Consider the following 15,017-nt stretch of genomic DNA (forward strand, 5'->3'; position numbering starts at 1 on the left):
CTGGATTTTGCAAATTTGTGGCGAGGGAGCTTGCTCCCGCTGGACTGCGCAGCAGGCCTTCTTTCGAAATAAAAGAGGGGCCGCTGCGCGACCCGGCGGGAGCAAGCTCCCTCGCCACAGTTGTTTGTCAGTCAAGAAAGCTGATCAGAAACCCAGCTTGTCACGCAACCCGTAATACCACGCACCCAATGCCGCAAACGGCGTGCGCAGCAACTGCCCGCCGGGGAACGGATAGTGCGGCAGATCGGCAAACGCATCAAAACGTTCAGCCTGGCCGCGCAACGCTTCGGCCAGTACCTTGCCGGCCAGATGCGTGTACGTCACGCCGTGGCCGCTGCAGCCTTGCGAGTAATAAATGTTGTCGCCCAAGCGTCCCACCTGCGGCAGGCGCGACAGGGTCAGCAAGAAATTGCCGGTCCAGGCGTAGTCGATCTTCACGTCTTTCAGTTGCGGGAACGCCTTGAGCATTTTTGGGCGGATGATCGCTTCGATGTTCGCCGGATCTCGCGCACCATAAACCACGCCGCCGCCGAAGATCAGGCGCTTGTCGCCGGTCAGGCGGTAGTAGTCGAGCAGGTAGTTGCAGTCTTCAACGCAGTAATCCTGCGGCAACAGAGTTTTCGCCAGCTCATCGCCCAGCGGTTCGGTGGTGATTACCTGGGTGCCGCAAGGCATCGATTTGGCCGCCAGTTCCGGCACCAGATTACCGAGGTAGGCGTTGCCGGCAACGATGATGAACTTGGCCCTGACCTTGCCTTGCGGCGTGTGCACCACCGGGTTGGCACCACGCTCGATGCGCACGGCTGGCGATTGCTCATAGATGGTGCCGCCGAGGGACTCGACCGCAGCAGCTTCACCGAGCGCCAGGTTCAGCGGATGAATGTGGCCGCCGCTCATGTCGAGCATGCCGCCGACGTATTGATCGCACGCCACTACTTCGCGAATGCGGCGCTGATCGAGCAGTTCCAGTTGCGTGTGGCCAAAGCGCTCCCACAGGCGCTTCTGCGATTCCAGGTGTCCCATCTGCTTGGCGGAGAGCGCGGCGAACACGCCGCCGTCCTTCAGGTCGCACTGGATGTCGTACTTGGCCACGCGCTCCCGAATGATCCGGCCGCCTTCGAAGGCCATCTGCCCGAGCAGTTGCGCCTGCTTTGGGCCAACCGTGCGCTCGATGACGTCGATGTCACGGCTATAGCTGTTGACGATCTGCCCGCCATTACGCCCCGACGCACCGAAGCCGACCTTGGCAGCTTCCAGGACTGTCACGCGAAAACCGTTCTCCAACAGAAACAACGCCGACGACAGCCCGGTATACCCGGCGCCGATCACACAGACATCCGTCTCCACATCATCCTGCAAGGCCGGACGTGGCGGTACGGCATTGGCCGACGCAGCGTAATAAGACTCTGGGTAAGGGGTGTTCGCCATCCTGCAGCCTCTGTTTAATATATTTTACGAGTGCGCCGATCCTACCCGAGTTGAAAAACCTCCGCCAGCCACCGGAAAAATCTTATCTGCCGGCCCGAAATTAAATATTTTGCATATTCATAGGGTTAGGTGAAAAAAAGGTGTTGACACCCCTCCGGAATTCCGTAGAATGCCGCCTCACAGCAGGCACGTAGCTCAGTTGGTTAGAGCACCACCTTGACATGGTGGGGGTCGTTGGTTCGAGTCCAATCGCGCCTACCAAACAAAATCCGCTCTGCTGGGCGGTCTAGAAGGGCTCACCGAAAGGTGGGCCCTTTTTTGTTGTCTGCGATTTGCAAAACTTTTGCAAAGCTTTTTCAAAACCCCCACCTCAGCGCACCTTCCAACACTGCATCTCTTCCGTTACCCAAGCGCTTAGCGTGTTTCGAAATAACACGACCTGCTGATATGGCGTTCTGTTCTTTTTTTGGATCCGTCGAAAAAGTGTGGATATTTAAGGGGTTACCGGTATTTTTAACCGACCGGTTATCAAAAAAATGTTGTTGCTGATCGTGAAGTTCAGTAACATCTGCCCCGCGTTCACCACCACGGTTTATGCATTTTTAAATCCCAAGCTTCCATCAGCTGCTTGGGATTTTTTTTGCCTGCGATTTGGCGAATTCCGTTTCTGTCTCTCTGTTTCCTGCGCGAAGCTTTCCAGCCCCATTGCTGTGTGCGGGCGCAACCGGCTTTTTTCGACTACTACTGACTGGCGTTTTCCAGGGCTTTCTCAAAGGAGTTCGTCGATGCTGGTTCACTGGTTTCTCGCCGCGATTCATCTCTTGGCTTTTGCACTGGGCTTCTGGGCTGTGTTGACCCGTGGCACGGCGTTCAGTCGTCTGGCCGCTGGCGTCGGTGAGGCCAAGCGGGTTTTGCTCGCTGATAATCTGTGGGGGATTGCTGCGCTGGTGCTACTGGTGACCGGTGGCATGCGCGCCTTCGGTGGCTTTGAAAAGGGCACTGACTATTTGACTATTATCTGCACCAGCCGCTGTTTCATTTGAAGATGACGTTGTTCGTGCTGATTCTGCTGACAGAGCTGGCGCCGATGATCACGCTGGTCAAATGGCGGATCGCATTGGCGCGGGGCAAGGCGCTCGATACCGGACGTGCAAAGCTGTTCGCGCGGATCAGCCATGTCGAGGCGCTGCTGTTGGTACTGATGATGATTGCAGCTACCGGCATGGCGCGCGGCGTGACGTTCGGCTAGCAGGGAGCAATTCCCTGTGTCCTCTCGGAAATGTCTGACAGCCAGGCTTGGCAGTCGCAGGTAGTATCGCGTTGCAGGAGAAAGGGAAGGGGGCGAATGAGCGGAGAAGAGTATGTGTCAGGCGCCGTGCCCAGCGGAGTGGGGCGCGGATGGCAGTACGGCGCGTGAATCTTTAGCCAGTCTTACGCGAAGGCAAACGGACTGGCTACTGACTGCAATGCGGCTCAGGGCGTTTGTGGCTTGTCCGGGGCGGTCAGGCCAGCCTGAATGCGCTGATAGATCTCTTCACGGTGCACGGCAACGTTTTTCGGGGCGTTGATGCCGATACGGACTTGCTGACCGCTTACGCCGAGGATGGTGATCGTAATGTCATCACCAATATTTATGCTTTCACCGACTTTGCGGGTGAGTATCAGCATGGTCTTCTCCTTGATTGCTTTGTAGGGCACCTGATTCAGACAGTGCAGAGGTCGGTGGTACGTATAGATTAGTGCGAAGTCTCACGGTTTGGGTGCCTCTTTCTGACGCGCAGATGCGGCATTAATTCCCAGGGCGTAACTATACAGAGGCTGCAATCATCAATCTCGTTGTTTTGTGCCCATTTTGCGGGCCTCGCGAAGTATTTATGAATGTTAAGATCGCCGCTTTGTGATTTTCGAGGAAAGCGTTGTGCGCAAATTGGTCTGGATGGTCGCGGCACTGGCATTGGCGGGATGTGGTGAAGGCAAGAGTGTAGACGTGCAGAAGCCGAAAACGGCCGTCGCGGCCGCACCTGCGGCGGCGTCCGCCCCGCAATGGGACCTCGAAGTACGCGGCGAAACACCTCAGGCTGTCAGTGATCTGAGTGGCTGGTTGATCGAACATGCGTTCGTGCCGACCGTGATCAAGGACAGCAGCGGCAAGACGCGGATCCTGATTGGTCCGTTCAACTCCCAGGCCGACGCGCAAGCGCGCAAGGTAGAGGTGGATGCGGCATTGGTGAAGGCCAAGAAGCAGAACGTCGAGTCGGTGCTCGTCGAGCATCCGCTCGCGCCGTAAGCAGCACTTTCAGCGGAGCGGCCTAAAGGACATCGCGGGCGATTCGTCTTATACGAGTCAATCACGATTTCCCGAAGGAGCTCCGCATGGCCTCCGCCGCTCCCTATAAACTCTTCAATGCGGTTTTGCACCGCAAGACGCTGGTGAGTCCGCACATGATGCGGATCACGCTCGCCGACCCTTCGATAGGTGGCATGGCCACTTGGGCGCCGGATCAGCGCGTCAAACTGTTCTTCCCTGCTGAAGATGGATCGCCTGCACGGCTTGCGCAGGAGGAGGGCTGGTACGCGCGTTTTCGTTCGATGCTGGCGAGCCGGCGGCCAGCAATGCGTACCTACACCATTCGTCATTTGCGCGCCGAGCAAGGCGAGGTCGACATCGACTTTGTTCTGCATGGCGAAACCGGTCCCGCGTCGCGCTGGGCGCTGCGTGCGCAGCCAGGAGCGTCGATGCAGATTCTCGCTCCTGACAGCGGTTTTTCCGCGCAGGACGCCGGAGGGTTCGAATGGAAACCGCCGCAGGTGCTCAAGGAGGTTTTGCTGGTGGCCGATGCCACGGCATTGCCGGCCGCCATGGGCATTCTTGACGAGTTGGCTGCCATGGCTGAACCGCCTCAGACTCAGGCGTACTTTGAAGTGGACAGCGTGCCAGACATGCTCCCGGTGCCGGATTGGTCTGGGCTGTCGGTGCAGTGGCTGGTTCGCGATCAGGCGCCAGAAGTAGTGGCTGGGGCGCTGATGGTAGAGGCAGTGCAGCAGGCGTTCCTGCCGGCAGAGGATTCATCGGTCGGGCAAGCTGCCGAACTCGCCGAAGTCGATATCGACAAAGACGTTCTCTGGGAGATCGCCAACACGGCCCCTGAAGGTTTTTATGGCTGGATTGCCGGAGAAAGCGCAGCGGTCATGCGTCTGCGCAAATACTTGATCAAGGAGTGCGGTATCTCGCGCGAGTCACTCAATCTGATGGGCTATTGGCGCTACAACAAGGCTGGCAGCTAAAAACAAAAAAGGCCTCGAACATCACGTTCGAGGCCTTTTCTTTTGCGCTGAAGAATCAGCCGCAGGCTTTCAGGTTTACCGGGCCGACAAATTCATTGCCGCGTCCCATCACACACGCCACGCTCTGATTGCGTTGACGTTCCCAGTCCTGCACTGGATAAGTTTTGTCCCACGCTTCGTACAGTTGCCGATCCTGTTTCGACAGGCGCAAGCCGTACTGCTTGCTCATGTAGAAATAGGTGCGCGCGATCATGCCGCGAATCGACGGGCGCGGCATGACCTTCTTGGCCTTGAAGTCGACCTGGGTCAGGCACGAGCCGTACTGCCCGGATTGCACCGGCAGCCAGCCATAACTGAAGTTGCTGCGGTCACCGTTGACCTCACCAATGCTCGGCACCAGGTTGTGCAGGTCGGCTTCGGCTTTCTGGTAGCTCGGGTCATAGCGGGTGCAGTTCTTGCGCCCGCCCGACTGCCAGCATTGACGCTGGTGACCGAACTCCCACGCCGGGACGATGTGTTCCCATTCGATGCGTGAAGCACGCTTGGCATTCTTGCGCGGCACGTAACCGCATGCCTTCAAGTCCACCTTGTTGCCGGTGTACTTGCAGCCGCAGTAAAACTCGGTGGACTGCGGTGCATAGAGTTTCCAGGCGGCCTTTTTGGCCTCGGTAAAAGTGCGGGGCGCGCCAGCCTGGGCGCCAAAAGCGATGAACAGCAGCAGCAAAGCAAAACAGCGGACACTCATTGAATCAATCTTCCTTCGGCACAACCCAAAAAATCTGCACGCCGCCATCGTCGCGATAGGCGAGTGTGACGTTGTCGTTCTCGTCGATTTCCTCGAGCAGTTGCTCCCATGCATCCACAGGCTCGTCCGGCAGACGGAAGATCAGTGCGGCTTTGGCTTTTTGTGCGGTAGGAGAATTGATGATTTTCTGAACGCGCATGCCCATGCGTTCGTAAGCGTCAGGAGCATCAGGAGAGGTGGCCACGAGGTTATCCTTATTAAGCTGTACGTGCATACAGTATTTAACTGTAAGCATTTTCGCAACTGCTTAAAATTCAAGAAAATCCTCTGACAGCGCTTTTCCGATTTTGGTGTAGGTCGGGTCGATTATTTTGTATGAAAAAGTCGCGCTCAGCGTAAGTGGCAGCACCACCCGCCGCACGGGCGAGTGGTGAGCAGGTTGCCCGACCCGAAAGGGTCAGGCGAGGGCCAATCAATATTCCCAGAACATCCGCTGCAGTTCTTTGCTGTCGTTGGTTTTGGTCAGGGCGACCATGGCCAGGATGCGGGCCTTTTGCGGGTTCAGGTCGTGAGCGACCACCCAGTCGTACTTGTCGTCAGGTTGTTCGGCGTTACGCAGGACGAAGCCGCCGGCGTTGACGTGGGACGAACGGATGATCTGCACGCCGTCTTTACGCAGGGCTTGCAGGGATGGCACTACGCGCGAAGACACCGAACCGTTACCGGTACCGGCATGGATGATCGCTTTGGCGCCGGCCTGGGCCAGAGCCTTGTAAGCGGTGTCGTCGACGTTGCCGTAGGAGTAGGCGATTTCTACGTCAGGCAGGCTCTTGATGTTTTTGATGTCGAATTCCGAATCCATGGTGTGACGCTTGGCCGGCAAGCGGAACCAGTAGGATTTGCCTTCAACCACCATGCCCAGCGGACCCCAAGGGCTTTTGAACGCCTCGGTCTTGATGTTGATCATTTTGCTGACGTCGCGACCGGACTGGATCTCGTCGTTCATGGTTACCAGCACGCCTTTGCCGTGCGCTTCTTTGCTGCTGGCGACGGCGACGGCGTTGTACAGGTTGAGCATGCCGTCCGCCGACATGGCGGTGCCCGGACGCATCGAGCCGACCACGATGATCGGCTTGTCGGTTTTTTCCACCAGATTCAGGAAGTACGCGGTTTCTTCCAGGGTGTCGGTGCCGTGGGTGATGACGATGCCATCGACGTCTTTGCTGTCGGCCAGTTCCGATACGCGGCGACCCAGTTGCAGCAGGTTGTCGTTGGTGATGCTTTCCGAAGCGATCTGCATGACTTGTTCGCCACGCACGTTCGCCAGTTTGCTCAGTTCGGGGATGCCGGCGATCAGTTGTTCAATCCCGACTTTGGCCGCTTGATAGGTGGCGCTGTTGGCTGCGCTGGCGCCGGCACCGGCAATGGTGCCGCCCGTGGCAAGCACCACGACGTTGGCGAGTTTGGTCTGGGTTTCGACTTCTTTTGCCTGAAGGGCAGTGGGCAGGAGCAGGAGGAGGGCCAAAGCGCCCGGAACCAAGGTGTTGAAAGCAGATTTCATTATTTTTCTCTCTAGTAGTGAGACGGTGCTGATGCAGGTTCATCTAGATGCGCCCCGAGCCGATCTGAATGCCCGGGGTGCAGGCTAGGGAGCAGGATCTGTACCAGTGCTACTTTGCTTTAGAGAAATGTTTAACCTGATGATTTATATCAATATTTTGTAAGTTTTCGGATTCTTGAATGAATGGCTTATCCGGGTTTCCGAACAAAGGAAGCTTTCGTGTTCGGTTCACCGAAAGGGACTGCACCTCCTGGCGACCGCAACGGCTTGTTGGTTTCAGGTCTTCTGCTAAAGAAACCCGTCAGCAGGCCGATGGCTGTGGAAGGAAACGTTTATTTAGGGAGTTCACATGTCACTGACGATCGGTTTTTCAAATCCCGGCTCAGTCACCATTGGCGGTAAAACCGCAGCGACAATCAATGCAATGAACCAGGCGGAAGCAGATGCTGCCGACGAGGCGCTTGGCGTTGAAAAAGAACCGAGCAATCAAGTTCGCACCGGTGGTCCCGCGCAAGAAGCCAGCAAGGCGGATAGCGCTGACAGCGGCGACAGTCTGAGCGTGACCGTAAAAATGTTGCTCAAGCGCATGCAGGAATTGCAGAAGCAACTGCAGGAGCAGCAACAGCAACTGGCGGCGGCTCAGGCGGCGAGCTATCCGACGCCCGAGGCCAAGTCACAGGCGGTGATGTCCGTTCAGGGGCAGATCGCGCAAACTAGCGGCGCGCTGATGGAAGTCGCAGCGGCACTGGTCAAGGAAATGTCCAAGGATTCCACCAGCGGCAACCTGGTCAGCACCACGGCTTAAGCGGTAAGGGGTGAATCAGACGATTGCGCCCCGCAATACAACGACGATTTCTGATTGTTGACAAATGTCGGCGGGATTCGCATAGTTCGGTCTACGCAAACGTTTGCGCGGCTTCCCCGGTGCACTATTATCCGGAAGAGAGCGCTGAAGCTTACGCCAGCGCGAGCGTTGCTCACAATAATCATAAGATCGGAGTGAACCCATGAAGCTGCCATTCGCTGGACGTCTTCTTGCTGTCGCTATGCTGGCTGCCGCAGCCGCCGCACTACCTGTCTCTTCGGCTTTCGCCGAGTCCCCGGAAAAACCCAAAGTCGCACTGGTCATGAAATCCCTGGCCAACGAATTCTTCCTGACCATGGAAGATGGCGCCAAGGCCTACCAGAAAGAACACTCCGCCGACTTCGACCTGATCTCCAACGGCATCAAGGACGAGACCGATACCGCCGGCCAGACCCGTATCGTCGAGCAGATGATTCTGGCCAAGGTCAACGCGCTCGTTATCGCACCGTCCGATTCCAAAGCCATGGTGCCGGTGATCAAGAAAGCCGTCGATGCCGGCATCACTGTGATCAACATTGACAACCAGCTTGATCCGCAGATCGTCAAAAGCAAAAACATCAGCGTGCCTTTCGTAGGCCCGGACAACCGCAAAGGTGCGCGTCTGGTCGGCGAATACCTGGCCAAGCAACTGAAGGCCGGTGACGAGGTCGGCATCATCGAAGGCGTGTCCACCACCACCAACGCCCAGCAACGCACCGCAGGCTTCAAGGATGCGATGGAGGCGGCGCAGATCAAGGTTGTCTCCTTGCAATCCGGTGACTGGGAGATCGACAAGGGCAACAAGGTTGCTGCGTCGATTCTCAGCGAATACCCGGATGTGAAGGCGCTGCTGGCGGGTAACGACAGCATGGCCGTTGGCGCTGTTTCCGCTGTGCGCGCTGCCGGTAAGGCGGGCAAGGTCCAAGTGGTCGGTTACGACAACATCAATGCGATCAAGCCGATGCTCAAGGATGGTCGTGTGCTGGCGACGGCCGATCAGTTCGCTGCCAAGCAGGCCGTGTTCGGTATCGAGACTGCGCTGAAAATCCTCAAGGGCGAAAAAGTCGACAGCGGCGTCAATGGCGTGATCGAAACGCCAGTCGAGCTGGTCACTAAGTAAGTCTTCCGGCGACACAACGGCGCTCGTCCGTCCGGACGAGCGCATGGAGAGTTTTTTATGTCAGTTTCCGCCCCGAACGCTGTCCTCTCGGTCAGCGGTATCGGTAAGACCTATGCGCAACCGGTGCTCACGGGCATCGACTTGACGCTGATGCGCGGTGAAGTGCTGGCGCTGACCGGTGAGAATGGCGCCGGTAAAAGCACGCTGTCGAAGATCATTGGGGGGCTGGTTACGCCCACCACCGGTCAGATGCAATTCCAGGGCAAGGACTACCGTCCGGGCAGTCGCACCCAGGCCGAAGAGCTTGGCGTGCGCATGGTCATGCAAGAACTCAATCTGCTGCCGACCCTGTCGGTGGCGGAAAACCTGTTTCTCGACAACCTGCCGAGCAACGGCGGCTGGATCAGTCGCAAGCAATTGCGCAAAGCCGCGATCGAGGCCATGGCGCAGGTTGGCCTCGATGCCATTGACCCGGACACCCTGGTCGGCGAACTGGGCATTGGCCATCAACAGATGGTCGAAATCGCACGCAACCTGATCGGCGATTGCCATGTGCTGATCCTTGATGAACCGACTGCGATGCTCACCGCCCGCGAGGTGGAAATGCTCTTCGAGCAGATCACTCGCTTGCAGGCGCGTGGCGTCTCCATCATCTATATCTCGCACCGCCTCGAAGAGCTGGCGCGCGTCGCGCAACGCATTGCCGTGCTGCGTGACGGCAATCTGGTCTGCGTCGAACCGATGGCCAACTACAACAGTGAGCAACTGGTCACCTTGATGGTCGGTCGCGAACTGGGCGAACACATCGACATGGGCCCGCGCAAGATCGGCGCCCCGGCCCTGACGGTCAAGGGCCTGACCCGCTCCGACAAGGTGCGCGATGTATCCTTCGAAGTGCGTGCCGGCGAGATCTTCGGGATTTCCGGGCTGATCGGGGCAGGGCGCACCGAATTGCTGCGACTGATCTTCGGCGCCGATCTGGCCGACAGCGGCACGATTGCGCTGGGTTCGCCGGCACAGGTGGTCAGTGTGCGTTCGCCGGTTGATGCGGTGAACCATGGCATTGCCTTGATCACCGAAGACCGAAAGGGTGAAGGCTTGCTGCTCAGTCAGTCGATCAGCGCCAACATCGCCCTGGGCAACATGCCGGAGATTTCCAGGGCAGGAATCGTCAATGCCAGCGACGAAATTTCCCTGGCGCAGCGTCAGATCAACGCCATGCGCATCCGCAGTTCCAGCCCAACTCAGTTGGTGTCGGAATTGTCTGGCGGCAACCAGCAGAAAGTGGTGATCGGCCGCTGGCTGGAGCGCGATTGCTCGGTGCTGTTGTTCGACGAGCCGACCCGCGGCATCGATGTCGGTGCCAAGTTCGATATCTACGCCTTGCTGGGCGAGTTGACGCGTCAGGGCAAGGCGCTGGTGGTGGTGTCCAGTGACCTGCGCGAGCTGATGCTGATCTGCGACCGGATCGGTGTGCTGTCGGCAGGGCGTTTGATCGATACCTTCGAGCGCGACAGCTGGACCCAGGATGATTTGCTTGCCGCCGCGTTCGCCGGCTACCAAAAACGTGATGCGTTGCTCAATGAAGCGGCGCCTAGGGATCTCCCATGAAAACTGCATCTTCCGCCGGCAAACGTAGTGGCAATTTCTACGGTCTGGGCACCTATCTGGGCCTGGCCGGGGCCTTGTTGGCGATGGTGGCGCTGTTCTCGATGATGAGCAGCCACTTTCTGTCCTATGACACTTTCAGCACGCTGGCCAACCAGATTCCCGATCTGATGGTGCTGGCGGTGGGCATGACCTTTGTACTGATCATCGGCGGCATCGACCTGTCGGTCGGTTCGGTGCTGGCACTTGCCGCTTCGACAGTCAGCGTGGCGATTCTCGGCTGGGGCTGGAGCGTGTTGCCGGCCGCGTTGCTCGGTATGGCGGTAGCGGCACTGGCGGGTACGGTGACCGGTTCGATCACCGTGGCGTGGCGCATTCCGTCGTTCATCGTTTCGCTCGGTGTGCTGGAAATGGCCCGTGGCCTGGCGTACCAGATGACCGGTTCGCGCACCGCGTACATCGGTGATTCGTTTGCCTGGCTGTCGAACCCGATCGCGTTCGGCATTTCGCCGTCGTTCATCATTGCCTTGCTGGTGATATTCATTGCGCAAGCTGTGCTGACCCGCACCGTGTTTGGTCGTTACCTGATCGGTATCGGCACCAACGAAGAAGCGGTGCGGCTGGCCGGGATCAATCCAAAACCGTACAAGATTCTGGTGTTCAGCCTGATGGGGCTGCTGGCCGGGATTGCCGCACTGTTCCAGATTTCCCGTCTGGAAGCGGCAGACCCGAATGCCGGCTCCGGTCTCGAATTGCAAGTGATCGCCGCCGTGGTGATCGGTGGCACCAGTCTGATGGGTGGCCGTGGTTCGGTGATCAGCACCTTTTTCGGTGTGTTGATCATTTCGGTACTGGCCGCCGGTCTGGCGCAGATCGGCGCGACCGAGCCAACCAAACGCATCATCACCGGCGCGGTGATTGTCATCGCGGTAGTGCTCGATACCTATCGCAGCCAGCGCGCCAGTCGACGGGGCTAACAGATGGCAACGATCAAGGATGTGGCGGCGCTCGCGGGGATTTCCTACACCACGGTTTCTCACGTGGTGAACAAGACGCGCCCGGTCAGCCAGGAAGTGCGGTTGAAGGTCGAGGCGGCCATCAAAAGCCTCGACTATGTGCCGAGTGCGGTGGCGCGTTCGCTGAAAGCCAAGACCACTGCGACCATTGGCTTATTGGTGCCCAACAGCCTCAACCCGTATTTTGCCGAGTTGGCACGGGGCATCGAGGATTACTGCGAGCGTAACGGCTACTGCGTGATCCTGTGCAATTCTGACGACAACCCGGAAAAACAGCGCAGCTATTTGCGCGTGCTGCTGGAGAAGCGCATTGACGGCCTGATCGTCGCCTCCGCCGGTGGCGACATCGGGCTCGCGCAAGGGCTGGCCGGGGTGAAAACGCCGATGGTCATCGTCGACCGCGGGCTGGATGGCGTCGACGCCGACCTGGTGCGTATCGACCATGAATATGGCGCTTATCTGGCGACGCGGCATCTGCTGGAGCTGGGCCATCGCGATATCGCCACCATCGGTGGTCCGTCGAGCACCAGCGTGGCGCAAATGCGTCAGGCGGGTTTTTGTCGGGCGCTGCAGGAGGCGGGCATCAAGGTGCGGGCCGAGCGCATGCTGGAAAGCGATTTCACCAGCACTGGCGGTTACAACGCGGCGGCGATCCTGCTTGAAAGCAATCCGCCGAGTGCGATCTTCGCCGGTAACGACATGATCGGGATCGGTGTGCTGCGCGCGGCGGCCGAGCGCAATGTCCGCGTACCGAGCGAGCTGTCGGTGATCGGTTTCGACGATATCCAGATGAGTCGCTACGTGTACCCGGCGCTGACCACTGTTGGCCAGTCGATCCTGCAGCTAGGCGAGATGGCTGCCGAAGTGTTGCTGCGAAGGATTGCTACCCCGAGTCTGGTCACCGATCAACGGATCGTGACCCCGAGTATTGTCTTGCGCGAATCGACTGCGCCGCTGTCCGGCGTATTCACCGAGTACCGCTGAAACCGAATTGACGAGTAGTGATGTATGCCAGCAAATGTAGTGGTAATAGGCAGCCTGAACATGGATTTGGTCACCCGGGCACCACGGCTGCCCAAGGGCGGTGAAACGCTGATCGGTCATTCCTTTGCCACCGTGTCCGGCGGCAAGGGTGCCAATCAGGCAGTCGCTGCTGCGCGCCTGGGTGCGCGGGTGGCAATGGTCGGCTGTGTTGGCAACGATGACTACGGCGTGCAATTGCGTGAGGCATTGCTGGCCGAGCAAATCGATTGTCAGGCGGTGAGCACGGTCGAAGATTCCAGTGGCGTGGCGCTGATCGTGGTCGATGACAACAGTCAGAACGCCATCGTGATCGTTGCTGGCGCCAACGGTGCAATGACCCCGGCCGTGATCGACCGTTTTGATGCGGTGCTGCAAGCGGCCGACGTGATTATCTGCCAGCTTGAGATCCCGGATGCAACGGTTGGGCATGCGCTCAAGCGTGCACGTGCGCTGGGCAAAACGGTCATCCTCAATCCGGCGCCGGCCAGTCGTCCGCTACCGGCAGACTGGTTTGCCGCCATCGACTACCTGATCCCCAACGAAAGTGAAGCATCCGCGTTGAGCGGGTTGCCGGTCGATTCGCTGCAAAGCGCAGAAAGCGCTGCCAACCAGTTGATCGCAATGGGCGCGGGCAAGGTCATCATTACCCTCGGTGCGCAAGGTTCACTGTTTGCCAATGGCAAAGGTTTCGAGCACTTCCCGGCGCCAAAGGTGCAGGCGGTCGATACCACCGCCGCGGGCGATACCTTCGTCGGCGGTTTTGCTGCGGCGCTCGCCAGTGGCAAATCCGAGGCCGAGGCGATCCGGTACGGGCAAGTCGCGGCAGCGCTGTCTGTGACCCGGGCCGGCGCACAACCTTCCATTCCAACCATGTCCGACGTACAGGCGTTCAAACCCGCATGAAAAAGACTCCTCTGCTCAACGTCGCGTTGTCGCGGCTGATCGCCTCCCTGGGCCATGGTGACATGGTGGTCATCGGTGACGCCGGACTGCCGGTGCCACCGGGTGTTGAATTGATTGATCTGGCGCTGACCCACGGCGTTCCGGATTTTGTCAGTACCCTGAAAGTCGTGCTCAGCGAGATGCAGGTGGAAAGCCATGTACTGGCCAACGAAATCCTCGACAAGCAGCCGACCGCCCTGGTCGCGCTGGACGAGTTGCAAGAAGAGGGTGCCCTCGGTCGGCGCGATCTGCTGACGCATGAGCAATTCAAGGTTCTCAGCCGACAGGCGCGGGCGATTGTTCGTACAGGCGAATGTCAGCCGTACTGCAACATCGTGCTGGTGGCCGGGGTAACGTTCTAATCGGGTTCCGACCCTTTCATTTTCATCAGCACAAGGAATGCGCCATGCACCGCTATGCTCAAAAACTCCACCAATTGCTTCGGAGTCTGCTGCTTTTGTCTTTTATTACCGCCACCGGCGCTCAGGCTGCTGAAAAGATCGACCTGATCATCGACACCGACCCTGGCGCCGACGACGTGGTCGCTTTGCTGTTCGCCCTGGCTTCGCCGGATGAACTGAACATTCGTGCACTGACCACCGTGGCTGGCAACGTGCGCCTCGACAAGACATCGCGCAACGCGCGCCTGGCTCGCGAATGGGCAGGGCGCGAAGACGTTCCGGTGTATGCCGGTGCGCCGAAACCGCTGATGCGTACGCCGATCTACGCCGAGAACATCCATGGCAAGGAAGGCCTGTCGGGTGTCACCGTGCATGAGCCGAAAAAAGGCCTGGCCGAAGGCAATGCGGTCAACTACCTCATCGACACCCTGAAAAAAGCCAAGCCGCACAGCATCACCATCGCCATGCTTGGCCCGCAAACCAATCTGGCGCTGGCGTTGATCCAGGAGCCGGAGATCGTCAATGGCATCAAGGAAGTGGTGATCATGGGCGGTGCGCACTTCAATGGCGGCAACATCACCCCGGTGGCTGAATTCAACCTTTTCGCCGACCCGCAAGCGGCGGAAGTGGTACTCAAGAGCGGCGTGAAACTGACCTACCTGCCGCTGGACGTGACCCACAAGATCCTCACCAGCGACGCACGCCTGAAGCAGATTGCCGCGCTGAACAACAACGCAAGCAAGATCGTTGGCGACATTCTCAACGAGTACATCAAGGGCGACATGGAGCATTACGGCATCCCGGGCGGCCCGGTGCATGACGCTACCGTCATCGCTTACCTGCTCAAGCCTGAGCTGTTCACCGGTCGTTCGGTCAACGTTGTAGTGGATAGTCGCGAAGGTCCGACTTTTGGCCAGACCATCGTTGACTGGTATGACGGCCTGAAACAACCGAAGAATGCATTCTGGGTCGAGAACGGCGATGCGCAGGGCTTTTTCGATCTGCTGACCGAGCGTCTGAAGCGCTTGAAGTAAGGCATGAACC

15 protein-coding genes, 1 tRNA gene and 1 pseudogene are annotated in these 15,017 nt (G+C 58.6%); 12 read left to right on the plus strand and 5 right to left on the minus strand.

All coding sequences use genetic code 11. The annotated features are described in order from the left end of the window. Positions 1-144 precede the first annotated feature (144 nt). A complete protein-coding gene (locus tag H043_RS0108860) occupies positions 145-1,428 on the minus strand; it encodes an FAD-binding oxidoreductase (RefSeq protein ID WP_027611544.1) in 1,284 nt (427 codons plus the stop codon). Positions 1,429-1,612: 184 nt separating this feature from the next. Between H043_RS0108860 and H043_RS0108865 the strand changes: the two genes are divergently transcribed. Continuing rightward, positions 1,613-1,689: transfer RNA gene (locus H043_RS0108865), tRNA-Val, on the plus strand. 524 nt (positions 1,690-2,213) lie between these two features. Continuing rightward, positions 2,214-2,677 (plus strand): annotated as a pseudogene (locus H043_RS0108870) (DUF2214 family protein). A gap of 224 nt (positions 2,678-2,901) precedes the next feature. Here H043_RS0108870 and csrA read toward each other — a convergent pair. Continuing rightward, positions 2,902-3,096 (minus strand): carbon storage regulator CsrA, encoded by a 195-nt coding sequence (gene csrA, locus H043_RS0108875; RefSeq protein ID WP_003179932.1) that lies wholly within the window; start codon positions 3,094-3,096, stop codon positions 2,902-2,904. A 250-nt stretch (positions 3,097-3,346) separates the two neighbouring features. Between csrA and H043_RS0108880 the strand changes: the two genes are divergently transcribed. Together H043_RS0108880 and H043_RS0108885 are read left to right on the plus strand one after the other, a co-directional pair. Further along, positions 3,347-3,715 carry a hypothetical protein gene (locus tag H043_RS0108880; RefSeq protein ID WP_027611545.1) on the plus strand — a complete coding sequence of 123 codons (369 nt, stop codon included), beginning with the start codon at positions 3,347-3,349 and terminating at the stop codon, positions 3,713-3,715. Between the two features lie 86 nt (positions 3,716-3,801). Further along, complete coding sequence (locus tag H043_RS0108885; RefSeq protein ID WP_027611546.1) at positions 3,802-4,713, plus strand: siderophore-interacting protein; 912 nt, start codon at positions 3,802-3,804, stop codon at positions 4,711-4,713. A 55-nt stretch (positions 4,714-4,768) separates the two neighbouring features. On the opposite strand, the gene H043_RS0108890 is transcribed toward H043_RS0108885, so the two are convergent. From H043_RS0108890 to H043_RS0108900, 3 genes are all read right to left on the minus strand, one after another. After that, positions 4,769-5,458 (minus strand): endonuclease, encoded by a 690-nt coding sequence (locus tag H043_RS0108890; RefSeq protein ID WP_003226397.1) that lies wholly within the window; start codon positions 5,456-5,458, stop codon positions 4,769-4,771. 4 nt (positions 5,459-5,462) lie between these two features. Further along, positions 5,463-5,753, minus strand: a complete 291-nt coding sequence (locus H043_RS0108895; protein WP_003226395.1) for a DUF1654 domain-containing protein — start codon at positions 5,751-5,753, stop codon at positions 5,463-5,465. A 177-nt stretch (positions 5,754-5,930) separates the two neighbouring features. After that, positions 5,931-7,019 carry an asparaginase gene (locus H043_RS0108900; protein ID WP_027611548.1) on the minus strand — a complete coding sequence of 363 codons (1,089 nt, stop codon included), beginning with the start codon at positions 7,017-7,019 and terminating at the stop codon, positions 5,931-5,933. A 349-nt stretch (positions 7,020-7,368) separates the two neighbouring features. Between H043_RS0108900 and H043_RS0108905 the strand changes: the two genes are divergently transcribed. The 8 genes from H043_RS0108905 (at position 7,369) to H043_RS0108940 (ending at position 15,007) form a co-directional block, all read left to right on the plus strand. Next, positions 7,369-7,824, plus strand: a complete 456-nt coding sequence (locus tag H043_RS0108905) for a hypothetical protein (RefSeq protein ID WP_027611549.1) — start codon at positions 7,369-7,371, stop codon at positions 7,822-7,824. Positions 7,825-8,026: 202 nt separating this feature from the next. Next, the gene (locus tag H043_RS0108910) at positions 8,027-8,983 is read left to right on the plus strand and encodes a sugar ABC transporter substrate-binding protein (RefSeq protein ID WP_003226388.1); all 957 of its coding nucleotides are present in this window, start codon (positions 8,027-8,029) and stop codon (positions 8,981-8,983) included. A 57-nt stretch (positions 8,984-9,040) separates the two neighbouring features. After that, positions 9,041-10,594, plus strand: a complete 1,554-nt coding sequence (locus H043_RS0108915; RefSeq protein ID WP_027611550.1) for a sugar ABC transporter ATP-binding protein — start codon at positions 9,041-9,043, stop codon at positions 10,592-10,594. Then, positions 10,591-11,568, plus strand: coding sequence for an ABC transporter permease (locus H043_RS0108920; RefSeq protein ID WP_007961238.1), 978 nt, complete (start codon positions 10,591-10,593; stop codon positions 11,566-11,568). The genes H043_RS0108915 and H043_RS0108920 overlap by 4 nt, the downstream gene beginning before the upstream one ends. 3 nt (positions 11,569-11,571) lie before the next feature. Further along, a complete protein-coding gene (locus H043_RS0108925) occupies positions 11,572-12,591 on the plus strand; it encodes a LacI family DNA-binding transcriptional regulator (RefSeq protein ID WP_027611551.1) in 1,020 nt (339 codons plus the stop codon). Positions 12,592-12,615: 24 nt separating this feature from the next. Continuing rightward, positions 12,616-13,533, plus strand: coding sequence for a ribokinase (gene rbsK, locus H043_RS0108930; RefSeq protein ID WP_027611552.1), 918 nt, complete (start codon positions 12,616-12,618; stop codon positions 13,531-13,533). Beyond that, positions 13,530-13,934 (plus strand): D-ribose pyranase, encoded by a 405-nt coding sequence (gene rbsD, locus H043_RS0108935; protein WP_027611553.1) that lies wholly within the window; start codon positions 13,530-13,532, stop codon positions 13,932-13,934. The genes rbsK and rbsD overlap by 4 nt, the downstream gene beginning before the upstream one ends. Before the next feature lie 44 nt (positions 13,935-13,978). Then, positions 13,979-15,007, plus strand: coding sequence for a nucleoside hydrolase (locus H043_RS0108940; protein WP_027611554.1), 1,029 nt, complete (start codon positions 13,979-13,981; stop codon positions 15,005-15,007). Positions 15,008-15,017: the final 10 nt, after the last annotated feature.

It is taken from the genome of Pseudomonas sp. URIL14HWK12:I6 (genome assembly GCF_000514195.1).
Classification (GTDB): Bacteria; Pseudomonadota; Gammaproteobacteria; order Pseudomonadales; family Pseudomonadaceae; genus Aquipseudomonas; species Aquipseudomonas putida_A.

What these genes read in the sequence shown, in the direction of transcription:
- H043_RS0108860 (WP_027611544.1), bottom strand. Translation starts at nt 1,428, where the DNA reads ATGGCGAACACCCCTTACCCAGAGTCTTATTACGCTGCGTCGGCCAAT.
- csrA (WP_003179932.1), bottom strand. Translation starts at nt 3,096, where the DNA reads ATGCTGATACTCACCCGCAAAGTCGGTGAAAGCATAAATATTGGTGAT.
- H043_RS0108885 (WP_027611546.1), top strand. Translation starts at nt 3,802, where the DNA reads ATGGCCTCCGCCGCTCCCTATAAACTCTTCAATGCGGTTTTGCACCGC.
- H043_RS0108890 (WP_003226397.1), bottom strand. Translation starts at nt 5,458, where the DNA reads ATGAGTGTCCGCTGTTTTGCTTTGCTGCTGCTGTTCATCGCTTTTGGC.
- H043_RS0108895 (WP_003226395.1), bottom strand. Translation starts at nt 5,753, where the DNA reads ATGCTTACAGTTAAATACTGTATGCACGTACAGCTTAATAAGGATAAC.
- H043_RS0108900 (WP_027611548.1), bottom strand. Translation starts at nt 7,019, where the DNA reads ATGAAATCTGCTTTCAACACCTTGGTTCCGGGCGCTTTGGCCCTCCTC.
- H043_RS0108905 (WP_027611549.1), top strand. Translation starts at nt 7,369, where the DNA reads ATGTCACTGACGATCGGTTTTTCAAATCCCGGCTCAGTCACCATTGGC.
- H043_RS0108910 (WP_003226388.1), top strand. Translation starts at nt 8,027, where the DNA reads ATGAAGCTGCCATTCGCTGGACGTCTTCTTGCTGTCGCTATGCTGGCT.
- H043_RS0108915 (WP_027611550.1), top strand. Translation starts at nt 9,041, where the DNA reads ATGTCAGTTTCCGCCCCGAACGCTGTCCTCTCGGTCAGCGGTATCGGT.
- H043_RS0108920 (WP_007961238.1), top strand. Translation starts at nt 10,591, where the DNA reads ATGAAAACTGCATCTTCCGCCGGCAAACGTAGTGGCAATTTCTACGGT.
- H043_RS0108925 (WP_027611551.1), top strand. Translation starts at nt 11,572, where the DNA reads ATGGCAACGATCAAGGATGTGGCGGCGCTCGCGGGGATTTCCTACACC.
- rbsK (WP_027611552.1), top strand. Translation starts at nt 12,616, where the DNA reads ATGCCAGCAAATGTAGTGGTAATAGGCAGCCTGAACATGGATTTGGTC.
- rbsD (WP_027611553.1), top strand. Translation starts at nt 13,530, where the DNA reads ATGAAAAAGACTCCTCTGCTCAACGTCGCGTTGTCGCGGCTGATCGCC.
- H043_RS0108940 (WP_027611554.1), top strand. Translation starts at nt 13,979, where the DNA reads ATGCACCGCTATGCTCAAAAACTCCACCAATTGCTTCGGAGTCTGCTG.